Consider the following 16,485-nt stretch of genomic DNA (forward strand, 5'->3'; position numbering starts at 1 on the left):
GTTCAGCATCCAGAAGCCCAGATCCTGCATGATGGCGCCGACGCGGAAGATGTTGTGGTAGGAGCCGATCACCCAGATCGTGCCGTTGGGCTTGAGCAAGCGGCGGGCGGCGAGCAGCCAGGCCCGCGTGAAGGCGTCGTAGGCCTCGAAGCTCTCGAAGCGGTCCCACTCCTCGGTGACGGCATCGACGCGGGACTGATCGGGGCGGGTGAGATCGCCGCCGAGCTGGAGATTGTAGGGCGGGTCGGCGAAGATGGCGTCGACGCTGCCGGCGGGCAGCGCGGCCATGCGGGACACGCAATCGCCCTTGATGATCGTGTCCAGCCATTCGGGCTGGCTTGGCGAGAGGGCCGGAGCCCCCGCACCGGCAAAGCCCAGCGGCGCACCTGCGCCCAAGCGCTCCGCTCCGGGCGCGGCCTTCGACGCTGGCACTGCACGAGACACGCGAACCGCACCGGACCTGGACATAGCGCCACCACCACCCACTCAACGCGACAACACCGCGGGATCACACCGGGCTCCGGCTCCAAATCACCGCCGCCCCTCATGCGCTTATGGTTACCGAAGAGGGTTAAAAGATAGTTCCGTTTAAGACATCGGTGACTCTTGCAGCGTCACGAGAGGCGACCTCACAGCCTTGCGGAAACCGTGCGGGTTCACGGCGATCGGCCGCACCCGCTCGAAAACGGGGCAGATTGACCCGAAATGCAAGACACGAGCCGCAAGGCTGCGGAAGGCTTCCATTCGGCTCCCGATGTCGAAACAGGCGCCAGCGCGTTAGAAAGCGCAGCGGAGACGCGCAGACCGTTTGAAGAAAGGAACAGGATGGCTTTGGGAGACAATGTTCGCCGCTTGCGGACGACGGATGGAGAAACGATCGAGACTTTGGCGCGCGCCACGAACCTGCCGGTTCAGATGCTGAAAGCCGTGGAAGATGGAAGGCGCGATATTCCGCCAAAGGCGCTCTTGCGTCTGGCCCAACATTTTCGTGTCAAGCCAGACGATCTCCTAGGCTGACGTTCGACCGCAACTCGGCCGCATGTTTCACGTGAAACAGAAAAGGGTTGAAAACCCTTTAACGCCACCGCTAATTTTTGACCCACCCCTTCTCAGAACGCTCGGCTTACGGCTCCCGTCGGTGCGGCCCACAAGATTTCGCCATTGGAAAGGCCCGCATTCCCCAAAGGCAGAAACGCAGGCTAGTGGCGATCGGCCACGCGCAGACGTAACGGCTCATGAACCAATACAGGCTATCCTGATCGATATTCCAGGGATCCTTGGAATTTCACTCAGTATCACCTCCTCCTATATTAGCCAGACTCGCCATGATCCGACAGATATCGCCCCATGATGCCAGATTGGGAATGTATATTGTGGGCTTCGATGGCAGTTGGACGGATCACCCGTTTTGGAAAACGCAGTTCCTGCTGACCAAGCCAAGGGATTTGGCTCGGCTTCAAGCCAGCCGTGTGGCGTCCGTTATCATTGACGACAGCAGAAGCACGCCGGTTCGACCATCGGCCGTCGACGGGCAAAAGGCAGCCGCCACCGGCGCGGACGCGCCCTCGAAACTCACGCTGTCGCAGCTCACCTTCCAACAACGCCGGGCCGAGCGAACGCTGCGCAACTGCAAGCAGGCGATGAGCCGGCTGATGGGCGACGCGCGCATGGGCAGGAAGGTCGATCCGCATGTCGCGCTCAGCGTGACCAAGGAAATCATCGCCTCGCTCAACAGCAACCCCACCGCCCTAATCGGCCTCACGCGCATCAAGTCCACCGATTCCTACACATTCCTCCATTCCATCGCGGTCAGCGCGCTGATGGTGCGCTTCGGCCGCCATCTCGGCATGGATGAAGGGGAACTGCATCTCATCGGCATGGCGGGCCTCGTTCACGACGTGGGCAAGGTCGCGATCCCCTCCTCCATCCTTCTGAAGCCCTCGGGCTTGACCGAGGCCGAGATGGACCTGATCCGCACGCATCCGGAGGAGGGATGCCGCATCTTGAGCGCCCATCCCGACATGCCCGAGCTTGTTCTCGATGTCTGCCGCCATCATCACGAACGCCTCGACGGCACGGGATACCCGGACGGGCTGGCGGGCGAGGAGATCAGCCATCATGCGCGGATCGCGGCGATCTGCGATATCTACGACGCGGTGACATCGGTGCGCCCCTATCGCAAGGCTTGGCATGCGGACGAGGCGCTTTCGCGCATGTTCCAGTGGCGTGGGCATCTCGACCCTGCCCTTCTGGCCGAGTTCGCGCGGTGCCTGGGATATGATGAGGCGATTCCGCCGGAGTTCCGCGAGGCTGGGGAACCAAACGCGGCGCAAGCGGTCAACGGCTATTCCGACCCCCGCCTTTGATCCGAGCCTGCCGATCAACGGGGCGGGCTCTGCCTTTGAAGCCGGCTCAGTCGAGATGAAACGCTGGCTTGCACCAAGCCTTCCGCGCGTTCCCGATCCGCGCAGACGCCTTGCCGAACGGTTTCCCGAATACCTTCGCTCACGAAGAGATCGGCATCGTCAAGACTTGAAAGATCGCGCTGGCGCGGAAACTTCCCCTCCGGGCCGCGTTTGGTCCTTCCGCATCAGGACGACACGAGGGCCGCCAGCGATATGCCGATGAACGAGACCATTGAAGCGCTTGTCGAAATGTCGATGCTGCGTCAGGCCAAGTCCGCCGCCGAGAAATATGGTGGCCAGGGCCGGCTGTGGCAGCGCCCCTACGCCGAAACGCGCCCGCGCGTGGCCTCGGCCGTCGCGCCCGTCTGGTTCACCGCCTATCCCGCCTCCATCGTGACGCGCGACGGAAACAGCGTCCTGTCCATGCTGGGCGAACAGCGGCTCTGGTCGGCGCTCTCCTCGATCGGCGTGCGCGGCATCCACACCGGCCCGATGAAGCGCGCCGGCGGCTACAAGGACGGGCGCTATTCGCCCACGATCGACGGGAATTTCGACCGGATCAGCTTCGACATCGATCCCGCCTTCGGCACGAGCGAGGAATATGTCGCCCTCAGCCGCATGGCGGCGGCGCATAATGCCGTCGTGATCGATGACGTCGTGCCGGCGCATACCGGCAAGGGCGCCGATTTCCGCCTCGCGGAAATGAAATATGGCGACTATCCCGGCCTGTATCACATGGTCGAAATTCAGGAGGAAGACTGGGCTCTCCTGCCGGACGTGCCCGAAGGGCGCGATGCCGTGAATCTACCCCCGCCAATCGTCGATACGCTGCGCGAGAAGGGCTATATCGTCGGCCAGCTTCAGCGCGTCATCTTCTTCGAGCCGGGCGTCAAGGAAACCGACTGGAGCGCCACGGGGCCGATCGTCGGCGTCGATGGCGTCTCGCGCCGCTGGGTCTATCTCCACTACTTCAAGGAGGGCCAGCCGAGCCTCAACTGGCTGGATCCGTCCTTCGCGGCCCAGCAGATGATCACGGGCGATGCGCTCCACTCCATCGACCAGATGGGCGCGCGCGGCCTGCGCCTCGACGCCAACGGCTTCCTCGGCGTCGAAAAGCGCACGGACGGGCCGGCCTGGTCGGAGGGCCATCCGCTGTCGGTGGTCGGCAACCAGCTTCTGGCAGGCATGATCCGCAAGGCCGGCGGCTTCTCGTTCCAGGAATTGAATCTGACGGTGGACGACATCGCCGTCATGTCCAAGGGCGGGGCGGACCTGTCCTACGACTTCATCACGCGGCCCGCCTATCAGCACGCCCTGCTCACCGGCGACACCGAGTTCCTGCGCATGATGCTGCGCACGGTGCATGAATACGGGATCGACCCGGCCTCGCTCATCCATGCGCTCCAGAACCATGACGAGCTGACGCTCGAACTCGTGCATTTCTGGACCCTGCACGCCAACGACATCTACACGTTCCAGGGCCAGACCTGGCAGGGCCGCACGCTGCGCACGCATATCCGCGAGACCATGTACGAGAAGCTGAGCGGCCCTTCGGCCCCCTATAATCTGCGCTTCGTCACCAATGGCGTCGCCTGCACCACGGCGAGCGTGGTGGCGGCCGCGCTCGGGATCAGCGACCTCTCGACCATCGGCGACGAGGAGATCGCCGCGATCCAGAAGGCCCATCTCCTGCTCGCCATGTACAATGCCTATCAGCCGGGCGTCTTCGCGCTGTCGGGATGGGATCTCGTGGGGGCCCTGCCGCTCGAGCCCGAACAGGTCGCCGACTTCATGCGCGACGGCGACACGCGCTGGATCGAGCGCGGGGCCTACGACCTGACGAACGCCGCGCCCGGCTCGCGTTATTCGGCGGGCGGAATGCCACGCGCCCGCTCGCTCTACGGCTCGCTCTACGAGCAGTTGGAGAATCCGGACTCCTTCGCCTCGCGCCTCAAGCGCCTGCTCCAAGTCCGCGACGCCTATGGCATCGCCGCCGCGCGCCAGACTGCCATTCCCGACGTCACCAGCCCCGGCCTACTCGTGATGGTGCACGAGTTGCCGGACGGGCGCGGCACGCAGCTGACGGCGCTGAACTTCAGCCTGAACCCGGTGGAAGAGGTGATCGAACTCTCCAACGTGCGCCCGGGCCCGGTGGTGGACATGATCGCCGAAACGATCGAAGGCGATCTGGGCGAGGACGGCAAGTTGAAGATCTCGCTCGACCCGCACGAAGGGCTGTCGCTGCGCATCGTCGGCGCGCTGCCGACGCTCTGACACCGTCTCCCCCGGCTTTGAAAGCCGGCGCGCCATGGCGAAACCGCCGCGCCCGCGATAGGCTCGCGAGTGCGGCACAAGGGGGGGATGGGCCTATGAGGAACGCGATGGGAGTACGGGCCGGTCAGGCTCTGGCCGGGGCACTGCTTTTCGCGCTGCCGCTCGACCTCGCGCTCGCCAACGACACGATGGCCCAGCTCGGCACGCAGGGCCTGACCTTCGTGCGATCCGACCGGATCGAGATGCGCTCGGAAGATCTCTTCGTCTCGCCCGACGAAATCCGCATCACCTATCAATTCCACAATAATGGCCCCGACGACGAGGACGTGCTGGTCGCCTTTCCGATGCCCGACATCGAAGGCAGCATGGATTTCATGACCAGCGTGCCGACGGACGATCCGCAGAATCTCTTCGGCTTCACGACGACATTCGAGGGAAAGCCGGTTTCGGCGACCTTCCACCCTTACGCCTTCGCGGCCGGGATCGAGCGGACGCAGGTTCTCCTGGATCATAAGATTCCGCTGGCCCCGCATCTCGCCGCCACGCACGACGCGGTCCAGGCGTTGGACGAGCCGACCAAGCGCACCCTGCGCGGGCTCGGCCTCGTGATGCCGACCGAATACGAGGAGGACGGGAAGACCCGCATCGACGATATTCCGATCTGGCTCCTGCGCTCGACCTATAGCTGGCACGCGACCTTCCCGGCGGGGAAAACCGTCACCGTCGAGCATCGCTACAAGCCGAGCCTCGGCGCGACCGCGGGCGTGACCTTCCTGAACGAGACGGAGGACGGGCCGGCTCGCTTGGCCGCCACCCGCCAGAAATATTGTCTGGGCGATGACATCGTCACCCGCCTCAAGGCCTCCGGCGTCAAGGACGGCGCCTGGACGAGCTATCCCTATGTCGAGAACTGGATTTCCTACATCTGGTCCACGGGTGCCAACTGGGCCGGGACGGTCGGCCATTTCACGCTGACGGTGGACAAGGGCGACCCGAAGAACCTCGTGTCCTTCTGTGGCGAGAACGTCCGCAAGATCGGCCCCACCCTTTTTCGCATGGAAGCCGAGAACTGGTCGCCACCTTGGGACCGCGAACTCGAAATCCTGCTTCTGGTACCGCAGAGGCCCTGACGAGCCGGTCAACGCCGCTCCGGCAATGCGTTCGCGCCGGACAAGATTTTGCGGGTTCGGCTTGTGCGACCTCTTCGGACTACCGCTCAGGTTCGGCCCCACGCTCATCCCCTCATAGAATGCTCGCCCAAAGCCTTTAGGCATGCGCATAGCGAAGCCCCAAGACTTGCGTTGACCGCATGGGACAGATGCCGCTACGCCGGCTTGTCTGGCTTGGGCCGAAGCGCGATCTTGGCCGCCATCCGGCGCTGCGCCCGTCCAGCGAAAGCCGGGCGCTCCACGCTGGTTTCCCGACAATCCCGAAGGCGGATCATGCTCTACGGCCTCTTTGTTCTTCTCACCTGCCAATTGCTGGGAGAAGCCATCCGCCACGTAACCTCAGGCCCGGTGCCCGGCCCGGTGATCGGCATTCTCCTGCTGATCGTCTATCTCGCGCTGTCGGAGCGGTTTTCGAACGAACGCGTCCAGGCCCGGACACGATCGGTGGAGGAAGCGGGGGACGGGTTACTGCTGTATCTCGGCGTGCTCTTCGTGCCGGCCGGTGTCGGCGTCGCCGGCAAGCTCGATCTGATCCTGCAGAACGGGTTCGGCATCGTGCTGACGCTGGTCGGCTCGACGGCGATCACGATGCTGGTCACGGTCGCCACCTTCCGTCTCGTGCGCCTCGCCTCGGAGCGGCGCTCGTGAACGCCGCACCCGCTCCCGCGCCCGTCAGCCTGTTCGAGCTTTGGGTCTATCTTTCGGCCAGCCCCCTTCTCTGGCTGACCGTGACGCTCGGCGCCTTTCTTCTGGCCCGGCGTCTGGCCGCTTTCACCGGCTTCCATCCTCTGGCGAACCCGGTGCTTCTGGCCATCATCCTCGTGGTCGCCGTTCTGGAGGCGAGCGACACGCCCTATGTCACGTACTTTCAAGGGGCGCAGTTCATCCATTTCGCGCTCGGGCCGGCCACCGTCGCGCTCGGCGTTCCGCTTTATCGCAACCGACGCGTCATTGCCGAAACGCTGGCCCCCATCCTTGTGGCGCTCTTCGTCGGCGCGTCTGCGGGCATTGCTTCCACTGTCGCGCTCGCGTCTCTCCTCCATCTCCCCTCGTCACTGGTCCTGGCGCTGGCACCCAAATCCGTGACGGCCGGCATTGCCATGGGCATCTCGCAAGGGCTCGGCGCGGACCCGACACTGACCGCCGTCTTCGTGATCGCGACCGGGGTGATCGGCGCGATCATCGTGACGCCCTTGATGAACGCGCTCGGCATCCGCGACTATGCGGCGCGCGGCTTCGCGGCGGGCCTCGCTTCGCATGGTATCGGCACGGCGCGCGCCTTTCAGGTGGACAATGTGGCCGGGGCCTTCGCCGGCCTCGCCATGGCGCTGAACGGCCTCGTCACCGCCCTTCTTGCGCCGCTTCTTCTGAGCTGGCTTCTGTAACGCGAAGGGCAAGGCATCGCCGCCCACGCTCGGCGCTTCACCCTTCCTCCATGCGCTGTGAACACCACGTCCGACGGCGACAGCCTTCAACGGCGGACGCCCAAACTCCTTCCCCCTCCGTTCAGCGGGAGCCCGAAGCCAGCTCGAAGCGTTGAGGGTAAGGCAGCCATAAGCCCATCCGGCGAGAGACCGGCACCGTGCCTGCCTTTTTGGTCGGCGCCTCCGGCCTCCGCCTCAATTCGGATCGGATCGGCGGCAAGATCGGCCCGAGCCCCGCGAAGGAGATTCGCAACCATGACTGCGCGCAGCATCCCATCCCTTCTGGCCGCCTCGGTGGCCTTTGCCCTCCTGTCGGGCGCGGCCTTCGCGCAGGTGCCGCCCCCCGCCCCGCCCGTTCAGGCGCCGCAAGCTCCTCAGGCCGCAGCGCCCGACGAAGAGGCTCCTTCGCCGGCCGAAAGCTGCACGGTCGATCCCGCCACCCCATCGGCCGGGACCACATCGGACGAGCAGATGCTGACCGATCAGCTCGATGATTGCGAAAGCGTCCTCATGCCCCAGATGGATGGCGATCCCGACATGGCTGCCCCGGTGCCCGATCCCGATCCGAACACGACGCCGGTGATCCCGCCCGGTGCCGTCGCGCCGCAAAGCGCCAAGTAGCAGCTTCCAGATCAGGAAAGCTCGGCTGGGCAGGTCATAGGATCGAGCGACTCTTCGCTTGATCCTCGCACGATCGTCACTCGTCCCAGCCGGACCTCGTCTCGAACCCGGCAAGCCTACGAGAGCCGCCCTTGAGTCAAAGGGCCGCGGGGGCGCAAGCGGAACGCTCGGCCCCGCCCGCAAATTTCCCGGATATGCGCCCGAACGATCCAGCCCCTGCCCTTTTCAAGCCTGCGCCAGCGCGGCGGCCGCGCGCAAAGGCTTCCACCGCCTCTTTGCGGGAGCCCGCTCCCGCCGCCGAGCCGGCATGGGCTCCACCTGACGAGGCCGTGCGGGAGAAGGCGCTGGAGTTGCATCGCCGGCTCTGCCAGACCTATGAATGCCCGATCCCCTATTTCCACTCGCTCGATCCGGTCAGCGAGTTGATCTCCTCGCTCCTGTCGCATCGCACGCGCAACGCAGATTCCGGGCGCGCCTTCAAGGCTCTGCGGGCTCGCTTCCCGGATTGGGATGCGATGATCGAGGCCGAGACGGGAGAAGTGGAAGAGCTGATCCAGGGCGTGCGCTGGCCGGAACTCAAGGCGCCCCGGCTTCAGGAGGTCCTGCGAGCCCTGCGCGATCGCCAAGGAAAGCTCGACCTCGATTTCCTGGCCGGCATGGAAGTCGAGCCCGCGCGGCGCTGGCTGGAAGCCCTGCCCGGCGTCGGGCCGAAGACGAGCGCGGCGGTTCTGTCCTTTTCGGTGCTGCGAATGCCGGCCCTGCCGGTGGACAGCCATCACCACCGCGTCGCCCAGCGCCTCGCACTGATCGGGCCGAAGGTGGATGTCGGCCCGTCCCATGCCATCCTGCGGGCGCAGCTGCCGGCGGACTGGAGCGCGCAGGCGCTCTATGACAACCACGAAATCCTGATGCTGCATGGGCAGAAAATCTGCCACTATCGGCGACCGGCCTGCGACCGCTGCCCGCTCACCGACCTTTGCCCGAGCGCCTTCAAGGTCTGAGCGCTTCTTTCCGCACACGACGAGGGCAAGAGCCTCGAAGAGGAGAGGACCGGCAAGACGTCATGGGAGCGAAGGCCCCAAGGACAGGATGTCGGCATCCCGCGCTTTCCCCTGAAGGCGCAAACGGGTGAAGGCGTAAACGGGCGTCTCGGGCAAAGAAGAGCAAAACTGGCGAGCGCATCTTTGCGCGGTCCGCATACGCGCCGATCAGGCGAGTTCGGCCTTACGCGTCGCGCCCTTCGGTGCCAGCATGGTCTTGCCCTCGTGCAGGAACTTCCAAGCCGCCGCGTTCTGCGGCAAGCCGGCTACCAGCGAGGCGAGTTCGCCCTCCTGAAGGCGATCGACGGCTTCGACGAGCGTGACCCATTCGAACTCACGCTGCGCCTTTTCCTTCCACTTCTTCTTCTGCTCCCGCACCTGCATGACGAAGGTCGTCACCGCGACATAGCGAAAATGGGTGCGGGTGCGCTGCCAATAATGATAGGTGCCGATCGGCTCGCGCAGCATCTTGCCGCGCAGGCCGGCTTCCTCCTTGGCCTCGATGCCGGCCGCCTCGTCGTCGCGCAAGCCCTGCATGGGCCAGCCCTTGGGAACGATCCAACGGCGCGTCTCGCGCGATGTGACCAACCCGACGCGCACGCGCCCTTCCGGGGTGACATACACCGGCAAGGCCGCGACCTGCCGCGTCTCAGTCTCCTCAACTCGTTTCACGATGCCCCCCAACAGCCCGCATCCCCACACTGGCTGAGTGAAAGGTAGTCGATTACGTTCAAGGAGGAACTGACGAAGCGGAAGGAACTCGAAAGCTGGCTATCGATCAGTAAAGATCGTTGCCGAAGAGCGACATTTCGTCACGGCTTTTCATGAGGATGCCGAACAACGATACGGACATCCAATCCTTTACGCGCCAAATACAGTTCGACGCCGGTTCGCGTCAGAAGCGAGGCGAGGCCGATCAGAATAGCGACGATTCGAACCCGGCTCTCGTCCTCGTCCACCTCGGCCGAGCGGATGGATAGGAGGCTTTTCTCCCCTTCGGTGATCGCGCCGATCACCGCGCGGATCTGGTCCATCGTCGCGCGTTCCATCATGGCGATCTCGCGTCGGCGCGCCGCCTCGAAGCCGACCTCGTCGTGCAGCGCGATGGAGTCCTTCATCTCGGCGAGCTTGAGATCGATCAACCCGCCCAAGCCATCCACACGCGAGACCTGCTCGCCATTGTCGGAGATTTGCTGGCGCAAGCGCGATCTCAGATCCCCAAAACGCTCCAGCGCCCTGTCATAGGGTTCGAGGTAACGTCGGTCGCCGCTGAGAAGATAGCCGCGCTGGCCGGTCTCGGCATCGTCGAGACCGATCAGCACATCCTTGGTGGTCTCGATCACCTCATGCGTGTGGACCACGAGGTCGCGCTGCTGATTCAGGAGCGAATGGGTCCAGGTCGTCGCCACGATCCCGGTCAGCAGCACCGCGCCCGTCGGCACGACGCGCAAAAGCGTCGGCCGGGTCAGATAGGTGCGCCGGATATAGGACCAGGAGAGCAGCGACATGCCCGCGCCTCAGGCGCGCGGGTCGATGATGGCGATGCCGTCCGGTGCCTGACGGTCCATCGCCATCAGGGCCGGCACGGCAGCTTCCAGGCTCAGCGTCTCGCCGATCAGCCGCTGCGGGGCGAGCTTGCCCGACGTGATCATGCCCATCATCGCCTCGTAGCGCCAGGATTGCATCCCATGGCTGCCGTAGATCTCGAGTTCGTGCGCGATCACCTGCGCCATTGGGATTTGCGGCGTCGTATGCTCGCCCAGCATCAATCCGACCTGCACATGCCGCCCGCGCCGACGCAGGCAGCGGATCGAGTTGAAGCAGGTCTGCGAATGGCCGAGCGCGTCGAGCGAGACATGCGCACCGCCGCCCGTGATCTCGCGCACGGCTTCGGGCACGTCGGCCACCTCGCTCGCATCGATCACCGCCTCCGCGCCCATGGCGCGGGCAAGCGCCAGCTTGGAGGGCGCGATGTCGATGGCCACGACCCGCGCGCCGAGCGCGGCCGAGATCATGATGGCCGAGAGGCCGACGCCGCCGCTTCCATGCACGGCCACCCATTCCCCGCCCTTGACCCGCCCTTGGTCCACCACGGCACGGAAGGAGGTGGCGAAGCGGCAACCCAGACTCGCGGCGGTGGCGAAGTCGAGCTGCTCGGGCAGGCTCACGAGATTGGCGTCGGCACGCTCGATGGCGACGAATTCGGCAAAGGAGCCCCAATGGGTGAAGCCCGGCTGAAACTGCGTTTCGCAGACCTGCTGATGCCCCGCGCGGCACTCGCCGCAATGGCCGCAAGCGGCGATGAAGGGCACCGTCACGCGCTCGCCGACGCGAAAGCGCCTGACGTCCCCGCCCACGGCCGAGATCACCCCGGCGAACTCGTGCCCCGGCACATGCGGCAGGTGGATGTCGCTGTCATGGCCCTTCCAGCCGTGCCAGTCGCTGCGGCACAGGCCCGTCGCCTTGACCTCGATCACCACGCCATCGGGGGCGGGGGTCGGGTCCGGCACGGCGCGAATGCCGGGCGCCTCGCCGAAACGTTCGAAGATCATGGCTCGCATCGCAACACCCCATCCATGGATGGCCGATCCCCTATCGCGATCCAACCGGGGCGACAACGCCCGGACGCCCGTCCGGTGCCGCCCATCCGGCGAAAATGCGTTTCGGTTTGTCCGGGGATGCTGTAGGCGACGGGGCGATGAATCCTTGCCCCGCGCCGCGTGGGGCCTTCGCCTTGGAGTTCCCGCGTCATGACCATTCGCGTCCATAAGGGCGATCTGCCCGACCTGTCCCGCTACACCGGCTCCGTCGCCATCGACACCGAAACGCTCGGCCTCGACACACGCCGCGATCGGCTCTGCGTCGTGCAGCTTTCGCCGGGCGACGGCACGGCGGATGTGGTGCAGATCGCCAAGGGCCAGCGCGAAGCGCCCAATCTCTGCAAGCTTCTGGCCGACACGTCGAAGGTCAAAATCTTCCACTACGCCCGCTTCGACATCGCCGCGCTCTATCATGCGTTCGGCGTCATGACGCAGCCGGTCTTCTGCACCAAGATCGCCTCGCGCCTCGTGCGCACCTACACGGACCGGCACGGGCTGAAGGATCTCGCCAAGGAGCTGATCGGCGTCGATCTGTCGAAGCAGCAGCAATCCTCGGACTGGGCGGCCGAAACGCTCACCCAAGCGCAGCTCGACTATGCCGCCTCGGACGTTCTCTATCTCCACGATCTGATGGGCGTCCTTCTCCAGCGCCTGGAGCGCGAGGACCGCATGGAGCTCGCCAAGGCCGCCTTCGACTTCCTGCCGACCCGCGCCAAGCTCGATCTTCTCGGCTGGGACGAGGAGGACATCTTCTCCCATTCGGTGGCCCGTTCGTAAACCTCAGGCGAACCGATCGACGCCTCCCTCGTTTCTTCTTCTGAACCCGAGGAGACACGATATGAGCGACCATCCGATCGCAGCGCTCGGCAAGCGCATCGGCGGCACCGCCAAGGAAATCGTCGCCGAAATCACCGGCGACGCCCGCCTTCAGGAGGACGGGCGTTGCGACATCGCGGAAGGGCGCGCGCCCCTGCCCGATCAGCGGCCGGACCTGCGCGCGACGCCGCGCGCCGTGCGCGAGGGCATCCAGCGATGAACGAGGACGGCAACGAGGCCGTGCGCGAGGCCCTCTTGGCCGAACTCCAGCGACAGGCCGAGACCAGCGCCGACGCGGGCGACAGGCTGACCGTCGAGCCCGGTCCTGACAAGGTGGTGATCCATGGCCCGGTCGATCTCGACGACCTTGCCATGGTCGTGATGGGCTCGCTCGCCGGCGGCCCGTAACATCGCCTGCATCGCCTTGCCCCCAGCCGGAGGACGCCCCAGCATGTCGAACATTCCCCATAGCCCGGAGCGCAATGCGCCCGACCCGATCCTGCCCGACCCGATCGGCGAGGACGGCTTCATCCAGCCGCGCGAGCCGGACGAAACACCAGGAGGCGGAGGTGGCGCAGGCACACCCGCCCGCCGCTCGCCGGAGCTGCCCGACCAGCCGTCGGAGGGCTGAGAGCCTCGAAGCCTTCGGGTGCTGGGGACAGAACCCTCCACGGTTCTATCCTCGGGCATCAGTCGTTTTCGACGGGATCGCGGACCTTGACCTCCGCATCGGCGCTGAGGCGCTGATAGATGCCGAGACCGACAATGAGCGTTGCGCCGGCCAGAAGCAGGAAGGTCGGGTAGATCATCAGGCGGGGGTCCTGCTTGCCCGCCTCGAAGACGGCGACCAGCGCTTCCAGAAGAACTGCGATGATGATCGTGGAGATGAACTTCGTCAGGCTGCGGCGCGCCTCGCCGGCATTGCGCATTTCCCGCCCTCGGATCGCCTCTTCCTCCAGAAGATACTTGCCGACATCGAAGACGGCCGTGGCGATCACGGTATAGCCCACCGCCTGGAGGGCCGTCGTGCCGATGTCGCGGTCGGGGACGAGGAAACTGTCCCAAACGCCGATCCCGGCATAGGCGATCAGCGCCCCGGCAAGGGCCATGAGCGTAAGGCTGGCGATGCCGAAGGCGACGCGCGTCAGAATTTCGAAGGCACGCAAGCGGTGGGTCCCCGGCCAGATGATGTGCCAGCCGATATGACGCTGCATCCCTGTGGTGCAAGGTGGCGGGCGGTCTGCAAACGGCAGGGCCGAACATCTTGTCGGCATCTGCCGACCTTGGCCACGAAACGGAGGCGAAAGGTCCCGGTCGGGCTGCCCTTCAAGCCTCCCAGCTTTTCACGGAATGGACAGTCAGGAACTGGCCCTCGGCGTCCCCCTGCGACTGGGGGAAGAACAGGGCAGCGGGATTGCCGCTTGCCAGCGAGCCGCAGGCGAGATTGATCCCGAGTTGATGGGGATAGGTCACGTTGAGCGGCCATTGGCTGAGGCAGATCGGCCGGTCATCCATGTAATGAACCACGCTGTCGCGCGTCCACAGCACGCTGAAGGAATGGCGTTTCCCGTCCGTGATGGGCTTGGGCATCAGAAGCGAGGCGGCGTCGGGCGTCAGAAACCTCTTGTCGGCTGGCTGCGAGCGCCAGGTTCCACCGAGCGGCGAAGGCACCGTCTGGCGCTCGAAGGGCTGATCGTGGAGATTGCCGGTCCAGACCGAGGGGCCGGTGCCGAGCCGCGTGAAGATTTCCAGAATGTCCACCTCTGCCCAGCCATTGCGCCCGTTCGGCTGGATGCGCTGGCCGAGCCCGTTCGGGCCGGGGCGCCAAGTGAAGAGCCAGAGCGCCGGCCAATAGCCCCAGAGAATACCCGCGCCGGCTTTCAGCCGGACCTCGACATCGGCCCGCTTGTAAGCCGGCATCCCGCGATCGTCCGGCATGGCGGGAAAGCTCACTTCCACACGGATGGCCTGCGCCGACAAGCCGTCGCGCTGCGGTCCGTAGGAGCGCTTCGACCAAATTTGACCGGACCAGAGACCGGGCTGGAACAGAAGCCCGTCCCCGTCCGCCGCCTGGAGGACCGCGCCGAAGCGCAAGGGCCGGTCGAACCGAACCGTTCGTCGGTCGTCCGAGATCGTGGCGACCACGGCCTGCGCCATGCTGCGCGGATCGTTCACCGGCTGGGGGCCGCGCTTGACCCCACGCACGAGACAGCCGGGCACGACGCTTGTCGGCAGCGGGCGCGCCAAACGCACCTCCTGCGTCTTTCCTTCTTCGATCGCGGCCGGGGCCTCGAGCGGCGCGAAGCCGAAGCGCGTGAAGGTCAGATGAAAATTGCCGCCGTAGTTCGCCCGCGCGCCGCCCGACAGCGCATCGAAGGTGATGGTGCCGGCCGCGCGGTCCATGGCCGCCACGGCGGCAAGACCCACCGGGCCGTTGGTCGTGACATCGCCCACTTGGATCCGGTCGAGATCGCTGGGCTTCAGGCCGATATCCGACAGGCGCGTAGGCACCGCGCCGCCCGGCGCGTTGCTGGTAAAGCCGCCTTGGGCGCGCGTGAGGTCGCCGCGCAGATAGCTGTCGAAGCGGCCGGCCTCGACCTTGGCCTGAAGGCGCAGGCCGTCCGGCTCGAAGACATGGTTCCCCGTGCCGAAATCGCCGCGATAGTTCTGCACCTCGGCGTTGATCGTGGTGGTTCCCGTGCCGCCGACCGGGCGGCCGCGCGGATCGGCCTCGCCCTGAAACGGGTTGAAGAAGCGGGCGAGATCGCCGGCATCGCGGATCGCAGCGCCTCCCGGTCCCTTTGCCTCGGCCGAGGTGCCGAAGCTGATCGCCTCGACCTGCGGCAGCGTGCGCACGGCGTCGGCAAAGCTCTGGCGCAGGAGAGCGGGGCCGGGGGGCCCACCGCGCCGCATGGCCGCGCCATGAGCGAGACCCGGCGAGGCGAAGGGTGCGGGCGGCTTCGAATCAGGCATGGCGTCGGCTTCCCAAGGGCTCGGTCAGGCTGTTTCACCCAAAGGTCGGGCAAAGCTGTGGCCGCGTTGGGCAGAAGTCGATCGAGTGGTTTGGCTGGGCTTCAAAACCAAACGCAGCCTCTGCGGCGGTGAAGGCCAAGTTCTGCCGCAACGCCATGGAGCCAAAGCGGCCACGGCGAGACCGCGCGAGGCACGCTTAAACGAGCGAGACGAGAGACCTGAGCACGGCGACAGCGAGAAGCGCGTTCATGGACCACCCGAACAAGCGCAGCGCGGCGGCGATGTCCTGCGGGTTCGCTTCGCACCGCCCCTCCGCGCCGAGGCAGGGCGCATCCACCACCAGCGCGCCATAGCGGCGCGGGCCGCCGAGCGACAGGGCGAGCGCGCCGGCCATGGCCGCTTCCGGCCAGCCGGCATTGGGCGAGCGATGGGTGGAGGCGTCCCGCCATGCAGTTTTCCAGGCCCTCCGCCCAGCCGTGCCATTCCTGCCCATCCAAGCCATGCCGGCAAAGAGGAGCGCGGTCAGTCGGGCGGGCACGAGGTTCAGGACATCGTCGAGCCGCGCCGCGCCCCAGCCGAAGGCGAGATGGCGCTCGGAGCGATGGCCGATCATGGAATCGGCGGTGTTCACCATTTTGTAGACCAAGAGCCCCGGCAGGCCGAACAGGGCGAGCGCCAGCCAGGGCGCAACGACTCCGTCCGACGCGTTCTCGGCCAGACTCTCGATCGCCGCGCGGCAGACGCCGGCCTCGTCGAGTTCGTTCGGATCGCGCCCGACGATCATGGACACGGCCCGCCGCCCCGCGTCCAGCCCGCCGCGCTCCAGCGCCGCGCGCACGGCCTCGACGTGATCGCTGAGACTCTTCTGCGCTAGAAACACCGAAGCGATCAGGGCTTCTGCCAGCAGCCCGGCCCAGCCGAGCGGGACAAGCGCGCGCTGGATCAGAAGCCCGGCGCCGAGCGCGAGGCCCGCCAGCGCCAGAATGGACATGAGCCCAAGAGCGCGCCGCCCAGCGAAGGAGAACGCCGCGCGATTGAGCCCGCGATCCGCCGCCCCGATCAGCGCGCCGAACCAGACGACCGGATGCGGCCAGCGCCGCCAGAGCCAATCGGGGTCCCCGATCAGTCGATCGATCAGGGTCGCGAGAAGAAGCACCATCAGA

The 16,485-nt window shown here is 65.9% G+C and carries 19 protein-coding genes; 12 read left to right on the plus strand and 7 right to left on the minus strand.

Annotation, left to right across the window (positions count from 1 at the left end; all coding sequences use genetic code 11):
- Positions 1-396: DNA-methyltransferase (locus NS365_RS17330; RefSeq protein WP_275477564.1), on the minus strand; the 396-nt coding region annotated here is incomplete at its 3' end.
- Between the two features lie 309 nt (positions 397-705).
- Between NS365_RS17330 and NS365_RS23705 the strand changes: the two genes are divergently transcribed.
- From NS365_RS23705 to NS365_RS17370, 8 genes are all read left to right on the plus strand, one after another.
- Positions 706-1,017, plus strand: a complete 312-nt coding sequence (locus NS365_RS23705; protein WP_062233791.1) for a helix-turn-helix domain-containing protein — start codon at positions 706-708, stop codon at positions 1,015-1,017.
- A 308-nt stretch (positions 1,018-1,325) separates the two neighbouring features.
- Positions 1,326-2,366, plus strand: a complete 1,041-nt coding sequence (locus tag NS365_RS17340; protein ID WP_082684679.1) for an HD-GYP domain-containing protein — start codon at positions 1,326-1,328, stop codon at positions 2,364-2,366.
- A gap of 258 nt (positions 2,367-2,624) precedes the next feature.
- Positions 2,625-4,679, plus strand: coding sequence for a maltose alpha-D-glucosyltransferase (gene treS, locus NS365_RS17345; protein ID WP_244496560.1), 2,055 nt, complete (start codon positions 2,625-2,627; stop codon positions 4,677-4,679).
- A gap of 107 nt (positions 4,680-4,786) precedes the next feature.
- The gene (locus tag NS365_RS17350) at positions 4,787-5,809 is read left to right on the plus strand and encodes a DUF4424 family protein (protein WP_058601564.1); all 1,023 of its coding nucleotides are present in this window, start codon (positions 4,787-4,789) and stop codon (positions 5,807-5,809) included.
- A gap of 312 nt (positions 5,810-6,121) precedes the next feature.
- Entirely contained in the window at positions 6,122-6,496 is a 375-nt protein-coding gene (locus NS365_RS17355) for a CidA/LrgA family protein (protein WP_058601565.1), read from the plus strand.
- On the plus strand, positions 6,493-7,233 hold the full coding sequence (locus NS365_RS17360) for an LrgB family protein (RefSeq protein ID WP_244498488.1): 741 nt from the start codon (positions 6,493-6,495) through the stop codon (positions 7,231-7,233). The genes NS365_RS17355 and NS365_RS17360 overlap by 4 nt, the downstream gene beginning before the upstream one ends.
- Before the next feature lie 294 nt (positions 7,234-7,527).
- Positions 7,528-7,893 carry a hypothetical protein gene (locus NS365_RS17365; RefSeq protein WP_058601566.1) on the plus strand — a complete coding sequence of 122 codons (366 nt, stop codon included), beginning with the start codon at positions 7,528-7,530 and terminating at the stop codon, positions 7,891-7,893.
- A gap of 194 nt (positions 7,894-8,087) precedes the next feature.
- Positions 8,088-8,894 (plus strand): endonuclease III domain-containing protein, encoded by an 807-nt coding sequence (locus NS365_RS17370; RefSeq protein WP_430515432.1) that lies wholly within the window; start codon positions 8,088-8,090, stop codon positions 8,892-8,894.
- A gap of 207 nt (positions 8,895-9,101) precedes the next feature.
- Here NS365_RS17370 and NS365_RS17375 read toward each other — a convergent pair whose 3' ends face one another.
- The 3 genes from NS365_RS17375 to NS365_RS17385 form a co-directional block, all read right to left on the minus strand.
- A complete protein-coding gene (locus tag NS365_RS17375; protein WP_153003831.1) occupies positions 9,102-9,605 on the minus strand; it encodes an NUDIX hydrolase in 504 nt (167 codons plus the stop codon).
- Positions 9,606-9,745: 140 nt separating this feature from the next.
- Positions 9,746-10,441, minus strand: coding sequence for a CHASE3 domain-containing protein (locus tag NS365_RS17380; RefSeq protein WP_058601568.1), 696 nt, complete (start codon positions 10,439-10,441; stop codon positions 9,746-9,748).
- A 9-nt stretch (positions 10,442-10,450) separates the two neighbouring features.
- Positions 10,451-11,494 carry a zinc-dependent alcohol dehydrogenase family protein gene (locus tag NS365_RS17385; protein WP_058601569.1) on the minus strand — a complete coding sequence of 348 codons (1,044 nt, stop codon included), beginning with the start codon at positions 11,492-11,494 and terminating at the stop codon, positions 10,451-10,453.
- A gap of 189 nt (positions 11,495-11,683) precedes the next feature.
- On the opposite strand from NS365_RS17385, the gene NS365_RS17390 reads away from it, so the two are divergent.
- From NS365_RS17390 to NS365_RS17405, 4 genes are all read left to right on the plus strand, one after another.
- Positions 11,684-12,310 carry a ribonuclease D gene (locus NS365_RS17390; protein WP_058601570.1) on the plus strand — a complete coding sequence of 209 codons (627 nt, stop codon included), beginning with the start codon at positions 11,684-11,686 and terminating at the stop codon, positions 12,308-12,310.
- 61 nt (positions 12,311-12,371) lie between these two features.
- The gene (locus NS365_RS17395) at positions 12,372-12,569 is read left to right on the plus strand and encodes a CsbD family protein (protein ID WP_058601571.1); all 198 of its coding nucleotides are present in this window, start codon (positions 12,372-12,374) and stop codon (positions 12,567-12,569) included.
- Complete coding sequence (locus NS365_RS17400) at positions 12,566-12,757, plus strand: hypothetical protein (protein WP_058601572.1); 192 nt, start codon at positions 12,566-12,568, stop codon at positions 12,755-12,757. Before NS365_RS17395 ends, NS365_RS17400 begins: the two co-directional genes overlap by 4 nt.
- Positions 12,758-12,800: 43 nt before the next feature.
- The gene (locus NS365_RS17405; protein ID WP_058601573.1) at positions 12,801-12,980 is read left to right on the plus strand and encodes a hypothetical protein; all 180 of its coding nucleotides are present in this window, start codon (positions 12,801-12,803) and stop codon (positions 12,978-12,980) included.
- A gap of 58 nt (positions 12,981-13,038) precedes the next feature.
- Here the strand turns inward: NS365_RS17405 and NS365_RS17410 are convergent, their stop codons facing one another.
- From NS365_RS17410 to cbiB, 3 genes are all read right to left on the minus strand, one after another.
- The gene (locus NS365_RS17410; RefSeq protein WP_153003832.1) at positions 13,039-13,515 is read right to left on the minus strand and encodes a GNAT family acetyltransferase; all 477 of its coding nucleotides are present in this window, start codon (positions 13,513-13,515) and stop codon (positions 13,039-13,041) included.
- A gap of 160 nt (positions 13,516-13,675) precedes the next feature.
- The gene (locus tag NS365_RS17415) at positions 13,676-15,322 is read right to left on the minus strand and encodes a hypothetical protein (protein ID WP_058601574.1); all 1,647 of its coding nucleotides are present in this window, start codon (positions 15,320-15,322) and stop codon (positions 13,676-13,678) included.
- A 196-nt stretch (positions 15,323-15,518) separates the two neighbouring features.
- Complete coding sequence (gene cbiB, locus NS365_RS17420) at positions 15,519-16,481, minus strand: adenosylcobinamide-phosphate synthase CbiB (protein WP_058601575.1); 963 nt, start codon at positions 16,479-16,481, stop codon at positions 15,519-15,521.
- Positions 16,482-16,485 lie beyond the last annotated feature (4 nt).

This window comes from Aureimonas ureilytica, assembly GCF_001475935.1.
Classification (GTDB): domain Bacteria; phylum Pseudomonadota; class Alphaproteobacteria; order Rhizobiales; family Rhizobiaceae; genus Aureimonas; species Aureimonas ureilytica_A.